The organism is Streptomyces sp. BK239, from assembly GCF_004217285.1.
Lineage (GTDB): Bacteria > Actinomycetota > Actinomycetes > Streptomycetales > Streptomycetaceae > Streptomyces.
In genome coordinates this window covers 336,537-356,541 of record NZ_SHKS01000002.1, presented here as the reverse complement: position 1 = coordinate 356,541, position 20,005 = coordinate 336,537, and the positions used below count along the sequence as shown (strand labels likewise).

Below are 20,005 nucleotides of genomic sequence, written 5' to 3'. Positions count from 1 at the left end.
GCCATGACGCACGACGTGACCGACCGACCACCCGTCCACGCCTTGCTCGCGGACGGCACCACTGTGTGCATCCGTCCCGCGATGCCCGGCGACCACGATCAGCTGGAGGGGTTCTACGAGGAGATGTCCCCGGAGAACCTGCGCCTGCGGTTCTTCGCCGCGAGCCACCGGTCGGCCCGTCTGGCCGCCGACCGGGCCTGCGCCCGGGCGCACCCCGGCTACCGGGCGCTGCTGGCCGAGACGCAGGGCCGGGTGATCGGCCTCGCCGAGTACGACACCGGGGACGAGAAGGACACGGCGGAGATCTCCATCGCCGTCGCCGACGGACTGCACCACCGGGGCGTCGGCACTCTCCTCGTGGAGCACCTCGTCTCGGCCGCCCGCGCGGAGGGCATCACAACCCTCACCGCCGACGCGCTCAGCGAGAACCACGAGGTGCTGAGGCTCTTCGCCGACCTCGGCCTGCGTACCGCCCGCCGCTTCGAGGGCCCGGAGGTGCGCTGCGCCATCGCCCTCGACCAGAGCGACACCTACCTGACGGCCGTCGAGGAACGCGGCCGGGCCGCCGACGTCGCAAGCCTTCGGCCGCTGCTGCAGCCGGACGTGGTGGCCGTCGTCGGCGCCGGCCGCAAGCCGGGCTCGGTGGGCCGGGCGGTCCTGCACCAGCTGCACGCGGGCGGCTTCACAGGGCGGCTGTTCGCGGTGAACCCCGCCGCGCACTCGATCCTCGGCGTGCCGACCTACCCGTCCGTCAGCGCCCTGCCCAAAACACCCGACCTCGCCGTCGTCGCCGTACCCGCCGCCGCGGTCCCGGTGACCGCCGAGGAGTGCGGCAAAGCAGGCGTACGTGCCCTCCTCGTCGTCACCGCGGGACTGGACGCCGACCAGGCGCACGCCCTGCTCGCGGCCTGCCGCTCGTACGGCATGCGCCTCGTCGGACCCAACTGCCTCGGCATCTCCAACCCCGCCCCCGAACTCTGCCTCGACGCCACCTTCGCCGCCGGCCACCCGCGCCCCGGCACCGCCGGAGTCGCTGTTCAGTCCGGCGGTATCGGCATCGCGCTGCTCGACGGGCTGTCCCGGCTCAACATCGGGGTGTCCTCCTTCGCCTCCCTCGGCGACAAGTACGACGTCAGCGGCAACGACATGCTCCAGTGGTGGGAGAGCGACGGCCGCACCGACCTCGCCCTGATGCACCTGGAATCGTTCGGCAGCCCGCGCGCGTTCTCCCGCACCGCCCGGCGCGTCACCCGCCGCATGCCGGTGCTGACCGTCGACGCCGGACGTACCGACGCGGGCCGCCGCGCCGCCGCCTCGCACACCGCGGCCGCCGCCACCCGCACCATGACGCGCGGCGCGCTGTTCACTCAGGCCGGCATCACTGCCACCCGCTCGGTCGGCGAACTTCTCGAGACCGCCGCGCTGTTGCACTCGCAGCCGCTGCCCGCGGGCAGCCGGGTGGTGATCGTCACCAATGCGGGCGGGGCCGGCGTCCTCGCGGCCGACGCCTGCGCCGAGGCCGGGCTGTCGCTGCCTGCGCCCACCCCCGAGCTGATCGACGACCTGCTCGCCGTCCTGCCGGACGGGGCCGCGGTGGGCAACCCGGTCGACGCCACCGCCGCCGTCACGGAGGAACAGCTCACGCAGTGTGTGGAGCGGTTCATGCGCTACGGCGGCGTCGATGCCGTCCTCGTGGCCCTCGTGCCCACCGCAGTCGCCGCGGCGACCGGCGACGACCTCGTCCGGGCCCTCACCCGAGCCTCTGGCCGACGGCCGAAGCCGCTCGTCGCGGTACGGCTCGAACAGGGCCTGCCCGTCGAGCTGCTGCCCGCCGCTGACAGCGGCACCGTCCCGGCGTACGCCGAACCCCAGGCGGCGGCACGGGCGTTGGCCCACGCCGCCCACCGCGCGGCCTGGCTCGCGCGGCCCGCCGGGACCGTACCCGACCTCGACGGCGTCGAGAGGGAGCGTGCCCGCGCGGTCGTCGCGGACTACCTCGCCGCACACCCTGACGGCGGCTGGCTCGAACCAGGCACCTGCGCCGACCTGCTGGCCTGCTACGGCATCCCGCAGATCCCGTGGGCGTGGGCCGAGACCGAGGACGAGGCCGTCCTGGCCGCCGACCGGCTGCGCGGCGTCGACGGCCGCGTGGTCATGAAGGCCCACTGGCCCGGGCTGGTGCACAAGAGTCAGCAGCACGCCGTCCATCTCGACCTGCGCGGCGATTCCGAGATCCGGGCCGCCTTCCGTGACCTGGAGACCCGCTTCGCCGGGCTGATGACCGGCGTCGTGCTGCAGCCGCTCGCCGCCCGAGGCACCGAGCTGTTCGCCGGCGTCGTCCAGGACCAGGTCTTCGGCCCGCTCGTCCTGTTCGGCCTCGGCGGTACGGCCACGGAGGTCCTCGCCGACCACGCGGCCCGGCTCGCCCCACTCACCGACCACGACGTGCACGACCTGATCACCGCCCCGAGATGTGCCCCGCTCCTGTTCGGCGCGCACGGCAACGGACCCGTCGACCTCGAGGGGCTGGAGCAACTGCTGCTGCGGCTGTCCCGCATGGCGGCGGACCTGCCACAGCTCGCCGAAGCCGACTTCAACCCGGTCCTCGCGACACCGGCCGGCGTCACCGTGCTCGATGCGCGGATCCGCCTCGTGCCGTGCAGGCCCCAGGACCCCTATCTGCGCCGGCTCCGCTGAGTCCACAGAGGAGAAAACAGACATGAAGCACAACAAGGTCGGCTCCGTGATGACCACGGATGTCGTCCGCGCCGAGTACGGCACCCCGTTCAAGGAGGTCGCGAGGCTGCTCGCGGCCCACCGGATCAGCGGACTGCCGGTGGTCGACGAGGACGACAAGGTCATCGGCGTCATCTCCGAAACGGACCTGATCGCACGCCAGGCGGCCACCCCAGAACCGTACGAACCGCGGCGCCGCTTCACGTTCCCCGGTCTGACGCGCGGGGCCCGACGGCAGGCGGCGAAGGCGAACGCCCGCACCGCCGGCCGGCTCATGACCGAGCCGCCGGTCACCGCCCACGCCGACGACACCGTCGTCGAGGCCGCCCGCACCATGGCCCAGCACCAGGTGGAGCGGCTGCCGGTGCTCGACGAGGAGGACCGGCTGGTCGGCATCGTCACCCGCCGCGACCTGCTCCAGGTCTTCCTGCGCCCCGACCAGGAGATCCGCGAGGAGGTGATCGAGGACGTGCTGGTGAGCACCCTGTGGCTGGCGCCCCGCGGCATCGACGTGTCCGTGGTGCAGGGCGTTGTCACGCTCACCGGTCACATGGAACGCAAGAGCGAGACGGAGATCGCCCTGTCGATGACCCGCCGGATCGATGGCGTGGTCGGCGTGGTCGACAAGCTCACCTACCGACTGGACGACGCGCACCTGCCCACGCCGGAACAGGCGCTGCACGGCGTGGCCGACGACTGGCTGCGCCGATTGTGAGAGGAGGCGTATCCCCATGACCGGCACCGTGTTGGTCACCTACGGAACCACGAACGGATCGACGGCGCAGATCGCCGAAACCATTGCCGACGTCCTGCGCAAGGAAGGGCTGACGGTGGAGGCCCTTCCAGCCCAGTCCGTCGCGAGTGTGGCGTCGTACGACGCCGTGGTGGCCGGTGGCGGACTGTACGCCGGACGCTGGCACAAGCACGCCCGCCGCTTCCTCCGGCGGCACCGCAGCGCCCTGGCCGAACGCCCCCTGTGGCTGTTCAGCAGCGGCCCGCTCGACGCCTCGGCCTCGGAACGGGACATCCCACCCGTGCCCGGCGTGAAGAAGGCCATGGCCGAGCTCGACGCCAGGGAACACGTCACCTTCGGCGGTTGCCTGGAGGAGGGCGCGAAGGGATGGGTCGCACGGATGATCCTCCGCAACGGCAAGGGTGGGGACTTCCGCGACTTCACCGCGATCGAGACATGGGCGGCACACGTCGCCGACGAGCTGACGCACATGAATGCGTGACGCTGTCGGGGATCGTGACAGCCACGAGGTGGAGAAGACGCTGACTTTGGGTTCGCTGATGTACAGCAATTCGAAGCTCTCCCTGCTCAGCGGCTGCGGAGGCGGCCCCGCGATGCTGCGGCCGCCTCGGCACCTGCTGTGTGACCGTTCCGCGAACGCCCCCGAATGAGTGACGGCTTCGTGCTTCATGGATGATCCGTCTGTCGGGGAAGACGGAAGGAATCTCAAGGACCGAGCCGCGGAGACCGTGACGGCGCATCCCCCAAACGGATCCGCGGGCCCCTCGACGACGACGGCAGTCTCCGGATGGCGGGGCAGGCCAGAGACGTGGCCCGCGGGTTTTTGTCTGCGCGCGCCGCCCGCAGCGCCGCTGTGCCGTCCTCCACTGCCGTGACCTGACGACCGCAAGGGGTGGGCGACGTGGCGGCGACGATTGTCGGGCGGCCGTCGGCTCGGCCGGTGCGATCGGGCCTCGCCGCCGCACCGCGATGACTCGGCGCCGGGGGAGCACGGCGAGCCGGAGGCGTCCGGAACGCGGCGGCGAGAGCGGCGACGGCGGCGGCCTCGGCAGAGTCACCGCGTGCGGGAGGAGTGCGGCGTGGTCTGGCCTGATCCCGACGTAGATCGAACTCGCTCTGCTCTGGAAGGAGTTGCACTTTCTGCTGTGGCAGCAGCGCTTCGGCCGAGCGATGGCCGCCGCGGCTGCGCAGGCGGCCGGCTTTGTGGCTGCGAACCTTCATTGTTCGCTCGGGTAACTCACGAGGTTGAGGCGTCCTCGGTGTGGCTCGACGGAGCAGGGGCCGGCTCCGGGGAACGGCCGTGCCCGGAGACGTCGAACTCCACGTCCACGACTCCTTCAACGGCCCGGATCAGACGTGCGGCCACGGGGACCAGCGACGTGTCCCGGATGCGGCCGCTCAGCGTCACGACCCCGTCCAGCACGGCCACACGTGCGGCGGACGTCGGCGCGGGGAAGAGGTACGAGACCACCTCCCGGCGGACCTCCTGCGCGATGCCCTCGTCATCGCGCAGGAACACCTTCAGCAGGTCGGCGCGGCTCACGATGCCCTGCAGCATGCCCAACTCGTCGACTACGGGGAGCCGTTTCACCTTCGCGTGCGCCATGGTCCGCGCGGCCTGCGCGAGGGTCGCGTCCGCGTGGACGGTGAGGGCCGGCGAGGTCATCAGCTCCCCGGCGGTCACCGCGCCGGCCTTGGCCAGGTCGGACAGGCGCCTCAGCTGGGTGTGCCGGTCAGGGTCGCTGTCGCGGAACTCCTCCTTGGGCAGCAGGTCCGCCTCGGACACGATCCCGACGACGCGGCCCTCGCCCTCCAGGACGGGGAGGGCACTGACCTTCCAGTCGTGCATGATCCGCACGATCTCCTTAAAGGAGGCGCCACGGCAGATGGCGGCAACGGTGTGCGTCATCACGTCGCTGACGATGTGCGGGCTGCCGTGCATCATGCCTCCGGGGGCGCTGTCGCTTCGAGTCGTCGGTGTGGTCACAGGAGGCTGCCGCTGCCGTACGGGGCGTACAGGTCGAGCAGCCGGATGCGGGTCGAGCGCAGGCGGTGGGCGAGAACGCTGCCACCCACTGGGTGACGCTCGCGCCGAGAGCGGAGTCGTCCTTGCACATCGAGCGGATCGCGGTGGCGTCGAACTCGTAGGCGCGAACCGGGCTGGTCGCCTCGGCGCACGTGCCAGGTGTGCGGGGCGAACAGCCAGGACCAGCCGATGAGTTCGTCGTGCCTGAGGGTCTCGATGACGGCGGCCCGGCGACCGGGTACACGCATGTCGAGGTCGACGCTGCCGGTACGGATTATCCAGAACCGGTCGGCGCGGCCGCCCTCCTCGAAGAGACGGGTGCCCTGGGGGAACGACACCTCCCGTGCAAAGCGCATCAGCCGCTGCCGGTGTTCGGCGGGGAGCGCCTGCAACATGCGGCCGTGGCGGGAGCGTTCATGACGGGCCTCCAACCAGGGCGTACGAGCCTGCCAGTTGCAGCGTGCGCCCGTGCCCTGCGCCCGGCGATGGGCCACCCGGCCCCATGGCCGGGCCGCCCGGCCCCGCGTCCGGGTCCATCGGCACCCTGCGCCGGAACAGCTCTGGATGTTCGATGAAGACGAGAGACGACTCGGTGGAAGGGGGTGTGCAGAGTGGCTACGTCACTGACCTCCGAGTTCTGGAAGCTGTTCGCGGATCTTCTGGCGGTCTCCACGGCAGTCACCTTCGTGCTCAGTGCGGTACTCGACGCACTGGCACTGCGGACGCAGCGGCGTCGTGCCGGCTATCGACCGGCCGGCGTGGAGGCGGCCGAGGCGCCCCGCCGACCTGATCGGATCCCGGTCCTTCAGTGAGCCGGGAAGCTATCGCCCTTCGACCAGGCGGAGAACCGCCTGCACACCATCGGCGCTGTATTCGTGGCCACCCTGGAGGACCAAAGCCATGCGTATCGTCATCGCCCTCGGCGGCAACGCACTGTTGCACCGTGGCGAACGCCCCGACGCCGATATTCAAGAGGCGAACATCGACCGGGTGACCACGGCGATCGCCGCCCTCGCCCTGGAACACGAGATCGTCGTCACCCATGGCAACGGTCCACAGATCGGTCTGCTCGCCGAGGAGAGCGCCGCCGATCCGGCGCTGAAGGCTCCCTATCCGCTGGACCTGCTCGGCGCCCAGACACAGGGGATGATCGGCTCGCTGCTGGTCCGCGCACTGCACGACGCGCTGCCGGGGCACCGGATCGCCGCGCTGGTCACGCACACCCTGGTACGGGCCGACGATCCCGCCTTCGGCCGGCCCACGAAGTTCGTGGGCCAGGTGTACTCCCGCAAGATCGCCGAGTCCCTCGCCCGCAGGCACGGCTGGCACATCGCCAAGGACGGCAGGGGCTGGCGCCGCGTGGTCCCCTCACCGTCGCCCGAACGGATCCTGGAGATCGAGACGATCCACGAACTACTGGGCAGCCGCGCACTGGTCCTGTGCGCCGGCGGGGGAGGCGTCCCCGTCACCGCAGACAACGACACCGGCGCGCTGCACGGAGTGGAGGCGGTCGTCGACAAGGATCTCACGGCGGCTCTGCTCGCCGAGGACCTCAAGGCCGACTTCCTTCTCATCCTCACCGACGTCCCGTGCGTCTACGCCGACTACGGCACCCATGACGCGCAGCCCGTCCTCGACGCAACCCCCGACGACCTGCGCCGCGGAGGCTACCCCGCCGGCTCCATGGGCCCCAAGACGGAGGCCGCCGCCCAGTTCGTCGAACGTACCGGAGGACTGGCGGCCATCGGCGCCCTCGACGCGGCGTACGAGATCGTTCACGGGAGGTCGGGGACGCTTGTGCGTCCTGACCTGATCGTCGGCTGAGGTGCCGCCAACGGGCATGGACATGGGCTGACCAGGCAGCACGGGCGGGCGTGCTCGACCCGTGGTCCGCCACCTCCGCCTGGTGGCGGCTGCGCGCCGGCAGTGGCCAACTCGCAGCCGGTAGAGGGACGTTCAGCCCAGGCCCGGACGGGAGCCGAAGGCGGGAAATCGCGAGGGTGTTCCCGTATGCCGCTCACTCGGTGAGGTGTGGCCCGACCGGGCCTGGCGGCGGGACCATCGGCCTCTCACAGGGCCGTGGCCGGGCACCCACGCTCGTAGGACCAGCCCCCCCTGTCCCACGCCGACGCGTGAGGAGGGCATCATGCACAGCACAACCCTGGACGCCGTGATTCCGGAGACCTGCGTGACGGCCGCGGTCGCCGCGCCCTCGATCCACAACACCCAGCCCTGGCGCTTCCGCCTGGACGCCGGGTCGGCCACGTTCCAGGTGCGCGCCGCCCCTGAACGCTGCCTGCGGCACACGGACCCGGCAGGCCGCGCCCTGCATCTTTCGGTGGGGGCATGCCTGTTGAACCTCCGGGTCGCGATCGCGCACGCCGGATGGTCGCCGGTCAGCCGCCTGTTGCCCTCTCCAGAGGACCCCAGCCTGCTCGCCATCGTGCGCTTGGCCGGGCCCGCTGCCCGCCCCACAGGGCACCGCGCCGACCTTTATGAGGCGATCTGGCGCAGGCACAGCAGCCGTCTGCCGTTCTCGGGCCGGCCGCTGGCACCGTATCTGCGCAGCGAACTCGGTGAAGCCGCCCGTGTGGAGGGCGCACGGCTATGGTTCCCCGACCTCGTCGAGACGGCGCGCCTGCTCCGCCTGACCGCGGAGGCCGAGCGCCGCAACCGCATCGACTCCGACCGCGCCGCGGAGAGCAACCGCTGGGTGCACCGCGACCTGCAGCCGACTGCCGATGTGGGACTGCCGCAGGCGGTGCTCGGTCCCCAGGACGCCCGCGAACACCTTCCCCTGCGGGACTTCACCGCGCAGCGGCACACCGAGCGGCTGCTCGCCCGACCCTTTGAGGCGGCACCCGTCCTTGCCGCGCTGATCACCGAGCACGACCGCCGCGCCGACTGGCTGCGAGCCGGACAGGCACTCCAGCACGTGTGGCTCCTCGCCACCGCTCACGGTCTGCGCGCCTCCCTGCTGCACCAGGCACTGGAGTGGCCGGACCTGCGCCGTTCCCTGAGCCCGACGCCCGGGCGGACCGGGCATGCGCAGATGCTCATCCGCCTCGGATACGGCCCCGAAGGCGCTGCGAGCCCGCGGTGCGCCCCGGGCGAGGTGCTCGATGAGGCGCTGCCGAGCCGGTAGGCCCCGGGCCGGTCATCAGCCCGTGGCGACGACCGCGGACGTACGGGCCAGGGCTTCGTTCATGCTGGAGTGCAGCTCGAAGACACCCGCCAGGCCCACGGCGCGAAGGATCCGCCGCAAGCCGGCGCTGTCGGTGACCAGCCGCAACCGGCCGTACCGTGCCTCGGCTCGGTTCCGTGCCCGACACAGGACTCCCAGGCCGGTGCAGTCGATGAAGGCCGTGGAGCGCAGGTCCAGCACCAGATCGGGGCGCGGGTCGGCGGTCAGGGCGTCCAGGCGGGCCGCGAGGGGCGGCGCAGTAAAGATGTCGATCTCGCCACGCAGCTCCACGACGGTGGTTTCACCGACGGTGTGTTCCCTGTGGTGAGGCGTGGACCTGGGGTCAATTCCGGACATGGCCTGAGACAACAGGGCAAAGCGAAGTGACGGTAGGGCCGGTCGGCCCTACTGCCCGGTTCGGGTGGAGCTGCCGTGCCCGCCGCGCGGGCGTGAAGCAGCCCACCGGCCCAAGCAGGACCAGCACCCCCCGCAAGGCCGGGCCCACTGGGGGATCGATCGCAGCGTGACACGGGTCGTTCTCCGCCATGGCCGGGACCGATGGCCCCCTCATTGCGAGCCTCACACGGTTCAGGCTGGACAAGACGCAGTACCCCTGTACCAGGCGAAAGACAGGTTGGCAGATGTATCCCAACGACGGTTTCCGCGAACTCGGGCGGCAGGAATGCCTGCGGCTGATGGCCAAGGTGCCCGTCGGTCGCATCGTCTATACGCGCCGGGCCCTGCCCGCCGTGCTGCCGGTCAACTTCAGCCTCGACGACGACGGCGCGGTCCTGCTGCGCACCTCCGCGGCTTCGGAGCTGGTCCGCGCGATCGACGGCGCAGTGGTTGCCTTCGAAGCCGACGACGTCGACGCATCCCGGCACTCCGGCTGGAGCGTTGTCGTCACAGGATCGGCCGCAGTGGTGATCGACCCCGCCGAGCACGAACGACTGGCCCGCACCGGCCCGGTCTCCTGGGTGCCCGCGCCGCAGCAGGTCTTCGTTCGCATCGAGCCGGAACTGGTCACTGGGCGTGAGCTCATCGGCGGACGCACCTTGTATGGCGTGGCCCTCACCGCTTGAACGTCTCATTCCTCCTCCCCGGGGTTCTCGCCCCGCCGGCCGGGGCCTGCCCGGGCCGTACGGCCGGAGGGGACGGGCCGTAAGGCGTGCCGAGGGGTTCCATCGGCCCCTGCCCCTGGCGCCCACGGACGATGAGCATCCTTCGTAGACCCTCCGTGGGATCGACGCCCAGTCGACGGCGCGAGTTCGCCACCTCCCTCGGCGTCCCGCCCCCGAGGGTGAACGCCCCGCGCACGGCAGAGAAGGGAACAGGACAATGACTGATCGTCATGTGGCCGTCGGAGTGGACGGTTCACTGGTCGCCGTACGGGCCCTGGATTGGGCCGCCGAGGAAGCGGTACGCCGCGGCACCGCGTTGCACATCGTCTACGCCGTGGCCGACCGCGAGGAGGCCGGGCCGGTTCTGGCGTCGGCCGCCGCACGGGTCCACGAGCGCCACCCGGGTCTGTGGGTGGAGACCAGGGCCGTGGAGGAAGGCGCCGTGCGGGCGCTGGCACTGGAGAGCGAGCATGCGGCCCTCACCGTCGTGGGTACACGGGGGTTCGGTAGTGTTTCGGGCCTGCTGGCCGGATCGGTGAGCTGGCGCCTGGCCGCCCACGTGCACAGTCCGCTGCTGGTTGCCCGCGGGGACCATCCCTGCGACGAGGGGCGTGAGGTGCTGCTCGGTCTGGAGAGTGACGCCGACGAGGCCGCGGCCGCCTATGCCTTCCAGGAAGCGGCGCGGCGCGGGGTCCGGCTGCGTGTTGTGCACTCTGCCACGCACCGGCACACCACGCCCGAACTGCCCTTGCTGGTAGCCGCGACGAGCCCCGGCCAGGCCCGCCAGGCCCGGAACGACCGGGCGGAAGAAGCCGTCCCGAGGTTCAGCATCGCCCGGCTGCGAGAGGCGTATCCCCAGGTCGAGGTCGACAGCCGCACGGTCCGTACCGGCCCGGCCCACGCCCTGCTGGCGGGTACTCGTGAGGCCGGCGTCGTGGTCATCGGCGCGCGTCGGCGTGCGGGGCGGGTCGGTCCGCCGGTCGGCCCGGTCGCGCATGTCCTGTTGCAGCACTCCCACTGCCCTGTCGTGCTCGTGCCGGCGACCGGATGACGGACATAGCCGTCCCGGGATGGCCCGGTCGGCCCTGTCGGGTACCCGGCGGACCGGGGGAGGGTGGGGAGGTACGGACCCGCATGCACCTTCGACCGACCCCGATCCGGAAGGGACGCGCGGCTGCGTCAACGTGATCGTGGCCGGCAAGTAGCCCTGCCTCGACTGACTGACGCTGGAACAGCCCGCGCCCACTGCGCGCGGCGCCGGGATCTGGGACTGGGCGGGCGCCGAGAACGGCCGTGAGCCTGACGTGGTGCTGGCCTGCGCCGGCGACGTGCCCACCCAGGAGGTACTGGCCGCCGCCCAGTTGCCGCGCCGGCACCTGCCCGAGCTCGCCGTACGCGTCGTCAACGTCGTCGACATCGCCCGGCCCATGCCGAGCGAAGAACACCCGCACGGCATGACCGACTTCGAGTACGACGGGCTCTTCACGCCGGAGAAGCCGGGGATCTTCGCCTACCACGGCTACCCATGGCTGATCCACCGACTCGCCTACCGCCGCACCGGCCACAAGAACCTGCACGTGCGCGGCTACAAGGAGATCGGCACCACGACCACCCCGTTCGACATGGTGGTCCGCAATGACGTGGACCGCTACCGCCTGGTCATGGACGTCATCGACCGCGTCCCCGGCCTCGCGGTGCGCGCCGCCGCCGTACGCCGGCGGATGGAGGACGCCCGGCTGCGCCACCACGACTGGATCCGCGCCCACGGCACCGACCTGCCAGAGATCGCCGACTGGGCCTGGGACGGCTGACCGATGCCAACAGGGCCCGGAGAGAGGGCCGTTCGGCCCGCCTGCCGGGCCCTGCAGCCCCTCCGCCGGGGCGTTGACGACGCGGGACATTGAAGACGCAACGAGAGTCGTCCACATTCTGCGCGTCGCACCCCTCGAAAGGGATGAGCATCATGGCAGTGCACGACCACCCGCACCGGCAACCAGGACTCCGCTTCCCGTCCCTGCGCAGTGCGGGGACGGCTCCCGCCTCCGCCGCCGAGACGACCGCCGCCGCGACGGCGACCCGTGCGTACGTGTTCGCCGGGCTCCGCCTGCTGACCGGCTTCGTCTTCCTGTGGGCGTTCCTCGACAAGACCTTCGGCTTCGGCTACGCCACGCCGTCCGGCAAGGGCTGGATCGACGGCGGGTCACCGACCAAGGGCTTCCTCAGCGGCGTGGCGGTCGGCCCGATGGAGTCCACCTTCCACGACTGGGCCGGGGCCACCTGGGCCAACTGGCTGTTCATGCTCGGGCTGCTCGGCGTCGGCCTCGCGCTGATCGCGGGCATCGGCCTGCGGCTCGCCGCGGTCGCCGGCACCGCCATGATGGCACTGATGTGGATCGCGGAGTGGCCGCCGGCCAAGCACCTGTCCGACGGCTCACCGAGCATGTCGACCAACCCGTTCGCCGACTACCACCTCGTCTACGCTGTCGTCCTGATCGCCCTCGCGGCTGCGGGCGCCGGTGCCACCTGGGGTCTGGGCAGGGCCTGGGCACGGCTGCCCTTCGTAAGCCGCAACCGCTGGCTGCTCTGAGGGACGCATGCTCATCAGACCGGGGCACCCCGCTCATCGCGGGGTGCCCCGGTCGCTCGTCACCGCCGACTTGCTGGGGCGAGTTCGTCCCCTGGCCGGGCCCAACGGCCCGACACGCGAGGGACGGATGGCGTGCCCCGGCTACGCCGACAGGCCCTCCCCGCAGGCATCGCGGGCGACGAGCATCGACAGTGCAGACATTCACGTGCACAACGAGGGAGAGACCGGCGATGACGGCAACGGTGACAGCTGGACCCCGGGCGACAACCGAGGCATGGCGGGGCTTCTCCGGTACGCACTGGCGGGACCAGGTCGATGTGCGCGACTTCATCCAGGCCAACTACACGCCGTACGAAGGCGACGCCGCCTTCCTGACCGGGCCGACCGAGCGCACCCGCTTGGTCTGGGGCAAGGTCAGCGCATTGTTCCCTGAGGAGCGACGGCGCGGCATCCTCGACGTGGACGCCGCCACCCCATCGACGATCACCTCCCACGCCCCCGGCTACATCGACCCGGACCGAGAGCTGATCGTCGGCCTCCAGACCGACGCCCCGCTGAAGCGCGCGATCATGCCCAACGGCGGCCTGCGGATGGTGGAGAACGGCCTGAAGGCATACGGCTATGAGACTGACCCCTTCGTCTCAACGGTCTTCGGCAGCTACCGCAAGACCCACAACGACGGTGTCTTCGACGCCTACACCCCCGAGATGCGCGCCGCCCGCAAGGCCGGGATCATCACCGGCCTGCCGGACGCCTACGGGCGCGGCCGGATCATCGGCGACTACCGTCGGGTCGCCCTGTACGGCACGACCCGGCTGATCGAGGCCAAGCGCGCCGAGCGGGCCGGGCTGGACGCTCAGCCCTCCAGCCCGGACGTCATTCGCGACCGGGAAGAGCTCGCCGAGCAGATCAAGGCACTGGGCGAACTGGCGGAGATGGCGGCCACGTACGGCTGCGACGTCACCCAGCCGGCCACGACCGCGCACGAGGCCGTGCAGTGGCTCTACCTCGGCTTCCTGGCGGCGGTGAAGGAGCAGAACGGCGCCGCGATGTCACTGGGCCGCACCTCCACCTTCCTCGACGTCTACCTCCAGCGCGACCTCGACGAGGGCCGCATCGACGAGACACGTGCCCAGGAGCTGATCGACGACTTCGTGATCAAGCTGCGGATCGTGCGGTTCCTGCGCACGCCCGAGTACGACGCGCTGTTCTCCGGTGACCCCACCTGGGTGACGGAGTCCATCGGCGGCATCGGCACCGACGGTCGCCCGCTGGTCACCCGCACCTCCTTCCGCTTCCTGCAGACCCTCTACAACCTCGGCCCCGCCCCCGAGCCGAACCTGACCGTCCTGTGGTCGTCGCGGCTGCCCGGGGGCTTCAAGGAGTTCTGCGCGCAGGTCTCCATCGACACCAGCGCCATCCAGTACGAGTCCGACGACCTGATGCGCCCGCGCACCGGTGACGACACGGCGATCGCCTGCTGTGTCTCGGCGATGGCTGTGGGCCGGCAGATGCAGTTCTTCGGGGCGCGGGTCAACCTGGCCAAGGCACTGCTGTACGCGGTCAACGGCGGCCGGGACGAGATGACCGGCGAGCAGATCGCGCCCGCGACGCCCGCCCTGACCGGCGAGTACCTCGACTACGAGGAGCTTTCGGCGGCGTACGACCGGATGCTGGACTGGCTGGCCCGGACGTACGTCGATGCGCTGAACGTCATCCACTACATGCACGACAAGTACGCCTACGAGCGCATCGAGATGGCGCTGCACGACTACCCGGTCCACCGGTTCATGGCGTGCGGCATCGCCGGTCTGTCGGTCGCCGTGGACAGTCTGTCCGCCGTCAAGCACGCTCGCGTCAAGGTCTTCCGGGACGCGTCCGGGCTGGCCGTCGACTTCCGGACCGAAGGGGACTTCCCGGCGTACGGCAACAACGACGACCGCGCCGACAGCATCGCCGTCGGCCTGGTGGAGTCCTTCATGGCGAAGGTGCGCGAGCACCCCACGTACCGGGACGCCGAGCACACACAGTCGGTGCTGACCATCACCTCGAACGTCGTCTACGGCAAGCACACCGGCAACACACCCGACGGCCGCAGCGCCGGCGCCCCGTTCGCACCGGGGGCCAACCCGATGAACGGCCGGGACCGGCACGGTGTCGCCGCCTCCGCCCTGTCGGTGGCCAAACTCCCCTACGAGCAGGCCCGCGACGGCATCTCGCTGACCACGACGATCACACCCGAGGGGCTGGGCCACGACCCGGCCGAGCGCGCGGGCCACCTGGTCGGCATCCTCGACGCCTACACGGCCTCCGGCGGCTTCCACATGAACGTCAACGTCCTGGACCGGAAGACCCTCGAGGACGCCATGGAACACCCCGAGAAGTACCCGGAGCTGACCGTCCGGGTCTCCGGATACGCCGTCAACTTCGTCCGCCTGACCCGCGAGCAGCAGCTCGACGTGATCAGCCGCACCTTCCACGGAGCGCTGTGAACACCACCGTCGAGCCGGTGACCGGCCGCGTCCACTCCTGGGACCTGTCCACGGGAGTGGACGGGCCCGGGACCCGGTTCGTCCTGTTCCTCAGCGGCTGCCCCCTGCGCTGCCTGTACTGCGCGAACCCCGACACCTGGCACATGCGCGACGGCACGCCGACCACCGTCGACGAGGTGCTGGGCGAGATCGAGAAGTACCGGCCCTTCATCACCACCGCGGGCGGGGGAGTGACGCTCACCGGCGGCGAGGCCCTGCTGCAGCCCGCGTTCACGGCCGCGGTCTTCCGCCGCTGCAAGGAACTCGGCCTGCACACCGCCCTCGACACCTCCGGCTTCCTCGGTGCCCGCGCGACCGGCGAACTGCTCGCCGACACCGACCTGGTCCTGCTGGACGTCAAGTCCTTCGACGTCCGCACCTACCGGAAGCTGACCGGGGGAGACCTCTCCCCGACTCTGAACTTCGCCACCCGCCTGGACCGGCTCAATGTCCCGGTGTGGATCCGCTACGTCCTCGTGCCGGGCTGGACCGACGACCCGGCGGCCGTCGACGGGCTCGGCGCGTTCCTCGCCGGGCTGGGCAACGTCGACCGCGTGGACGTCCTGCCGTTCCACAAGCTCGGCGCCCACAAGTACGAGGCGCTGGGCATCCCCTTCCCGCTGCGCCACACACCCGCACCAGGTCCGGAACTGACCGAGCGGGTCCGCGAGCAGTTCCGGGAGCACGGCCTGCGGGCGCTGTGAACTGATTACACCCTGCTCAATGGTGCGCGCGGCTGCGGCCGTGGTCGGCGGCGTACGCGGCGAAGACCAGCGCCGGCGTTCCGCCCGTATGGAGGAAGCGCTGGTCGAGGATGGTGGCGAGGTCTTTCAGCGCGCCGGCGAGCACGTCGCCGGCCAGTCGCACCTCCGGCCGCCGCGCTGCCTGTCCGCACTGGGCAAGGGCGGCGGCGTAGCCGACCATGGCCGCCAGCGACGAGTGGTCCTCTCCGTCATGGAAGTAGTACGCCTCGGCGTACTGGGTGAAGTCGATGCGGACCCGTACGACCTCCGTGGCCAGGCTGTCCAGCAGCAGCGCCCCTGCGGTGCAGTCGATCTGCAGCGTCGTCGGGTCGGAGTCGCGCAGCAGCGCCAGCCGGATGGCGAGGACCCTTCTGCGGGTCAGCGCTGGGTAGATCTCCAGCACCCAGGAGACCGTGGCCGTCAGCAGGGCGAAGCCGACAAGGGCTTCAAGCGGAGAGGCCAGGCGGAGCCAGCCCTCGCCGGGTGCGATGTCTCCCAGGCCCAGGGTGGCCACCGTGACGAGCGAGAGGTACATGGAGTCGAGCAACGCTGGCTCCTGCGCCGCCTTGGAACCGGGGGAGAAGGTGAACGCCCCGGGCATGTGGGGCCAGTAGATGACGGCCCAGCCGAGGACGACGGTGCCGGCCCACATGCCCACGACCGTAACCATGGCGAGCGGTCCGACGAGCCCGACCACCCGCCTGCGGGCGCGGAAGCGCCGGGCCAGCCGCCACAAGGCTGTCATGACGAGGCGACTCAGGCCGCCGTGGTGGGTGGGGTGCCAGAGAGTGTGGAACAGGTCCCGCAGCGTGATCATCACGAGCCCGGCACCGAGCAACGAGACCAACCACTTCATGTACGTCTCCCATGGCCCTGTCGGCTGGATCGGAGGAGCCCTCCTCGGAGCTCAGATCCCAAACTGACGGATCATGCGGCAGACGCGGGGTCCGGCACGCCCATCCGCGCCGATCAGCTCGCTTGCAGCACGAGCGTGCAGGTCTCCCCGACAGTCGACGCCAGGCGGTAATGGCACCCGGCCGTACAGGTTCCCGGTCCTGCCGATCTGCAGACCGAAGAGCCGAACTCCGAGGTCCTCGCCCCCGTCCTCGGCGCCCCCGACAAACCCCGCCACCGCCCCGCGTACAACGGTCTGAGATCATCAACCGCATACGCGAGCGGGGTGCCCAGTTCCTCGGGCATGTCGGACGGGAGCCTATTCGCCACGCACGTTGGCGGGGCCGTAGTAGGCCGCTCGCATGATCTCCTCCATGTCGTCGAGCATGGGCATCCGCGGGTTGGCGGGTGCGCACTGGTCCTCGTAGGCGTTGAGGGCCTGCTGGGGCAGAGCCTCGAGGAACCTCCGCTCGTCGACGTCCAGGGCCTGGAAGGACGGTTCGATACCGACCGTGTCTCGCAGCCGCTCGACGGCGGTGGCGAGGGACTCCATGCCCTCGGCCGCGGTGGTGGCGGGCAGCCCGAGCGTGCGGGCGATGTCCTGGAAGCGTTCGGGGGCGCGGTAGTGCTCGTACTTGGGCCAGCCCGTGAGCTTGTTCGGGACCGTGCCGTTGTAGCGGATGACGTGGGGGAGCAGAACGGCGTTGGTGCGGCCGTGCGCGATGTGGAAGGTGGCGCCGAGGGTGTGGGACATGGCGTGGACGATGCCGAGGAAGGCGTTGCCGAAGGCCATGCCCGCGATGGTGCCGGCGTTGTGCATCTTCTCCTGGGCGTCCGGGCGGGCCGCACGGTCGTTCACCGCCGCTTCGATGTTGTCGAAGATCAGGCGGATCGCGTGCAGGGCCAGGCCGTCGGTGAAGTCGTTGGCGTAGACGGACACGTACGCCTCGATGGCGTGGGTGAGGGCGTCGAAGCCGCTGTCGGCCGCAAGCGCCGGGGGCAGTTCAGCGGTGAGCAGCGGGTCGACGATGGCCACGCTGGGGGTGAGGGCGTAGTCGGCCAGCGGGTACTTCTTGCCGGTCGCCGGGTCGGAGATGACGGCGAAGGGGGTGACCTCGGCGCCGGTGCCGGAGGTGGTGGGTACGCACACCAGGCGGGCCAGCTTGCCCAGGACGGGGAAGCGGAAGGCGCGCTTGCGGATGTCGGAGAACTTGTGCCGCATGTCGGCGAAGTCGACGTCCTTGCCGTCGGCCTGCTGCTCGTACAGCAGCCACATCACCTTGGCCGCGTCCATCGGCGAGCCGCCGCCGAGCGCGATGATCGTGTCCGGGCAGAAGTCGCCCATGAGGCGGGCGCCGCGGCGCACGGAGTCGATGCTCGGCTCGGGCTCGACGTTGTCGATGATCTGGACGGTCACCGGCTCGCGGCGGCGCTGAAGGACGTGCGTGACGCGGTCGACGAAGCCGAGGCGGGTCATGGTCGCGTCGGTGACGATCGTGACGCGGTGGATGTCCGGCATGTCGGCGAGGTAGCGGATGGCCTGCGGCTCGAAGTAGATCTTCGGCGGCACCTTGAACCACTGAAGGTTGTTGCGGCGGGTGGAAACCCGTTTGACATTCAGGAGTTGGGGAGCGGAGACGTTGTTGGACACCGAGGTGCTGCCCCAGGAGCCGCAGCCCAGGGTCAGGGAGGGCAGCAGGTTGTTGTAGATACCGCCGATGGCGCCCTGCGACGAGGGCGAGTTGACGATGACCCGTACGGTCTTCATGCGCCGGCCGTACGCTTCGGCGAGTTCGCGGTCCTCGGTGTGGATGACGGAGCTGTGGCCCTGTCCGTGGAAGGCGACCATGTCGGCGGCGAGGTCGAAGCCCTGCCGGTCGGAGCCGGCCCGCAGCACGGCGAGCACCGGGCACAGCTTCTCGCGGGTCAGCGGCTCGTCCGGGCCGACCCGCTCCGCCTCGACCAGGATCAGCGAGGTGTCCGCGGATACGGTGAAGCCGGCCTGTTCGGCGATCCACTGGGGGCTCTGGCCGACGGCCGCCGCGTTCACCTTGGGCTCGCAGCCCTTGTTCGAGGCGGCGGCGGGGAAAAGGAACCGCTCCAGCTTCGCCTTCTCCTCGGCGGTGGCCAGGTGGGCGTGCAGGGTGCGGAACTCGGCAAGGGCGGCGTCGTAGATCTTTTCGTCGAGGATGACGGCCTGTTCGGAGGCGCAGATCATGCCGTTGTCGAACGACTTGGACAGCACCAGGTCGTTGACGGCCCGGCGCAGCTTCGCGCTCTTGTGCACGTAGGCGGGGACGTTGCCGGCGCCCACGCCGAGGGCGGGCTTTCCGGCCGAGTAGGCCGCCTTGACCATGGCGTTGCCGCCGGTGGCGAGGATGAGGGAGACGCCCGGGTGGTGCATGAGTGTCCTGGTCGCCTCGACGGACGGGGTCTCGACCCACTGGATGCAGTGCTCGGGCGCGCCCGCGGCGACTGCGGCGTCGCGCACGATGCGGGCCGCCTGAGCGCTGCACCGCTGGGCGGAGGGGTGGAAGGCGAACACCACCGGGTTGCGGGTCTTCAGCGCCATCAGCGCCTTGAAGATCGTCGTGGAGGTCGGGTTGGTCACGGGCGTGATCGCGCACACCACGCCGACCGGTTCCGCGATCTCGGTCATGTCCTCGATGTCGTCGCGGGCGATCACGCCGACGGTCTTCATGTGGCCCATGCTGTGCGTGACGTGCTCGCAGGCGAACATGTTCTTGGCGGCCTTGTCCTCGAAGACGCCGCGTCCGGTCTCCTCCACCGCGAGCCGTGCAAGCGCGGTGTGCTGGTCCAGAGCGGCGACCGATGCCTTGTTGACGATGTGGTCGACCTGCTCCTGGTCGAGTTCCTCGTAGTCGGCCAGTGCCTTGAGCCCGTTCGTGACCAGCCGGTCGACGGCGACGGCGATGTCCGACGGCGCCTCGGCGGGGGCAGCGTTCGCGGTTCGGTCGTCGTGGCGGGTCATGTGGGTGCCTCCGTGGTCGAGAGGTGAAGCCGCACGGTCTGCGGCCCGTACAGGAGCGGCGCCGAATGGATGGGCGTGGCTCCACCAGCAGCCTCTCTCCGGCATCGCTTCGCTGCGCAGGTCCCCCGGGTCCCGGGTGGGCGTCTGACCGGCCCTGCTTGGCGGGGCCGGGTGGCCCACCGCCGGTGAGTCGCCACGAGGATCACCGCACACCTGCGGGCACTCGGATGGCCGGCCGGTCTCGAGTTTCTGGACTGGCGGATCTCCTCGTCCGTCCGCAGGAAGACCCGCAGCAGGTCCGGCGCAGCCGATGAAGCGGTGGCCGAGTGTCTCGAGGCCGGTGAACCGAATGCCCCGGATCGCCATGCCCGTACGGACGTGTGCTTCTCCACGGCCGCAGTGAGCGCCGGTCGCTCCCACCGCGGCAGTGGAGAAGC

General features: G+C 70.7%; 15 protein-coding genes and 2 pseudogenes. 12 read left to right on the top strand and 5 right to left on the bottom strand.

Annotated features, from left to right (window positions below; genetic code table 11):
- Window positions 1-3 precede the first annotated feature (3 nt).
- From EV567_RS07440 to EV567_RS07430, 3 genes are read left to right on the top strand one after another with little or no spacing between them, the layout of a single operon-like run.
- Window positions 4-2,697 carry a bifunctional GNAT family N-acetyltransferase/acetate--CoA ligase family protein gene (locus EV567_RS07440; protein WP_130437850.1) on the top strand — a complete coding sequence of 898 codons (2,694 nt, stop codon included), beginning with the start codon at window positions 4-6 and terminating at the stop codon, window positions 2,695-2,697.
- Window positions 2,698-2,719: 22 nt separating this feature from the next.
- Window positions 2,720-3,451: a CBS domain-containing protein gene (locus tag EV567_RS07435; protein WP_130437849.1), complete on the top strand. Its 732-nt coding sequence runs from the start codon at window positions 2,720-2,722 to the stop codon at window positions 3,449-3,451.
- Between the two features lie 16 nt (window positions 3,452-3,467).
- Window positions 3,468-3,971 carry a flavodoxin domain-containing protein gene (locus EV567_RS07430; RefSeq protein ID WP_130437848.1) on the top strand — a complete coding sequence of 168 codons (504 nt, stop codon included), beginning with the start codon at window positions 3,468-3,470 and terminating at the stop codon, window positions 3,969-3,971.
- Window positions 3,972-4,727: 756 nt separating this feature from the next.
- Here EV567_RS07430 and EV567_RS07425 read toward each other — a convergent pair.
- Both EV567_RS07425 and EV567_RS07420 read right to left on the bottom strand, forming a co-directional pair.
- Complete coding sequence (locus EV567_RS07425; RefSeq protein ID WP_130438308.1) at window positions 4,728-5,432, bottom strand: CBS domain-containing protein; 705 nt, start codon at window positions 5,430-5,432, stop codon at window positions 4,728-4,730.
- A gap of 41 nt (window positions 5,433-5,473) precedes the next feature.
- Window positions 5,474-5,934 (bottom strand): annotated as a pseudogene (locus EV567_RS07420) (cyclic nucleotide-binding domain-containing protein).
- Window positions 5,935-6,127: 193 nt separating this feature from the next.
- Between EV567_RS07420 and EV567_RS07415 the strand changes: the two are divergent.
- From EV567_RS07415 to EV567_RS07405, 3 genes are all read left to right on the top strand, one after another.
- On the top strand, window positions 6,128-6,328 hold the full coding sequence (locus EV567_RS07415; protein WP_130437847.1) for a hypothetical protein: 201 nt from the start codon (window positions 6,128-6,130) through the stop codon (window positions 6,326-6,328).
- An 88-nt stretch (window positions 6,329-6,416) separates the two neighbouring features.
- The gene (locus tag EV567_RS07410) at window positions 6,417-7,340 is read left to right on the top strand and encodes a carbamate kinase (RefSeq protein ID WP_130437846.1); all 924 of its coding nucleotides are present in this window, start codon (window positions 6,417-6,419) and stop codon (window positions 7,338-7,340) included.
- Between the two features lie 322 nt (window positions 7,341-7,662).
- Window positions 7,663-8,661, top strand: coding sequence for an Acg family FMN-binding oxidoreductase (locus EV567_RS07405; protein ID WP_130437845.1), 999 nt, complete (start codon window positions 7,663-7,665; stop codon window positions 8,659-8,661).
- A gap of 15 nt (window positions 8,662-8,676) precedes the next feature.
- Here the strand turns inward: EV567_RS07405 and EV567_RS07400 are convergent, their stop codons facing one another.
- Entirely contained in the window at window positions 8,677-9,057 is a 381-nt protein-coding gene (locus tag EV567_RS07400; protein ID WP_207228704.1) for an STAS domain-containing protein, read from the bottom strand.
- A gap of 284 nt (window positions 9,058-9,341) precedes the next feature.
- Between EV567_RS07400 and EV567_RS07395 the strand changes: the two genes are divergently transcribed.
- The 6 genes and pseudogenes from EV567_RS07395 (at window position 9,342) to pflA (ending at window position 15,643) form a co-directional block, all read left to right on the top strand.
- Window positions 9,342-9,782 (top strand): pyridoxamine 5'-phosphate oxidase family protein, encoded by a 441-nt coding sequence (locus EV567_RS07395; protein WP_130437844.1) that lies wholly within the window; start codon window positions 9,342-9,344, stop codon window positions 9,780-9,782.
- 256 nt (window positions 9,783-10,038) lie between these two features.
- A complete protein-coding gene (locus EV567_RS07390) occupies window positions 10,039-10,872 on the top strand; it encodes a universal stress protein (RefSeq protein ID WP_207228703.1) in 834 nt (277 codons plus the stop codon).
- A gap of 115 nt (window positions 10,873-10,987) precedes the next feature.
- Window positions 10,988-11,632 (top strand): annotated as a pseudogene (locus EV567_RS07385) (phosphoketolase); the annotation flags it as partial.
- Window positions 11,633-11,784: 152 nt separating this feature from the next.
- Window positions 11,785-12,408, top strand: coding sequence for a DoxX family membrane protein (locus EV567_RS07380; RefSeq protein ID WP_130437843.1), 624 nt, complete (start codon window positions 11,785-11,787; stop codon window positions 12,406-12,408).
- A 230-nt stretch (window positions 12,409-12,638) separates the two neighbouring features.
- A complete protein-coding gene (pflB, locus tag EV567_RS07375; RefSeq protein ID WP_130437842.1) occupies window positions 12,639-14,900 on the top strand; it encodes a formate C-acetyltransferase in 2,262 nt (753 codons plus the stop codon).
- A complete protein-coding gene (gene pflA, locus EV567_RS07370; protein ID WP_207228702.1) occupies window positions 14,897-15,643 on the top strand; it encodes a pyruvate formate-lyase-activating protein in 747 nt (248 codons plus the stop codon). The genes pflB and pflA overlap by 4 nt, the downstream gene beginning before the upstream one ends.
- A gap of 16 nt (window positions 15,644-15,659) precedes the next feature.
- Here pflA and EV567_RS07365 read toward each other — a convergent pair whose 3' ends face one another.
- On the bottom strand, window positions 15,660-16,538 hold the full coding sequence (locus EV567_RS07365; protein WP_130437841.1) for a potassium channel family protein: 879 nt from the start codon (window positions 16,536-16,538) through the stop codon (window positions 15,660-15,662).
- 357 nt (window positions 16,539-16,895) lie between these two features.
- The gene (adhE, locus tag EV567_RS07360) at window positions 16,896-19,568 is read right to left on the bottom strand and encodes a bifunctional acetaldehyde-CoA/alcohol dehydrogenase (RefSeq protein ID WP_130437840.1); all 2,673 of its coding nucleotides are present in this window, start codon (window positions 19,566-19,568) and stop codon (window positions 16,896-16,898) included.
- Between the last annotated feature and the right edge of the window lie 437 nt (window positions 19,569-20,005).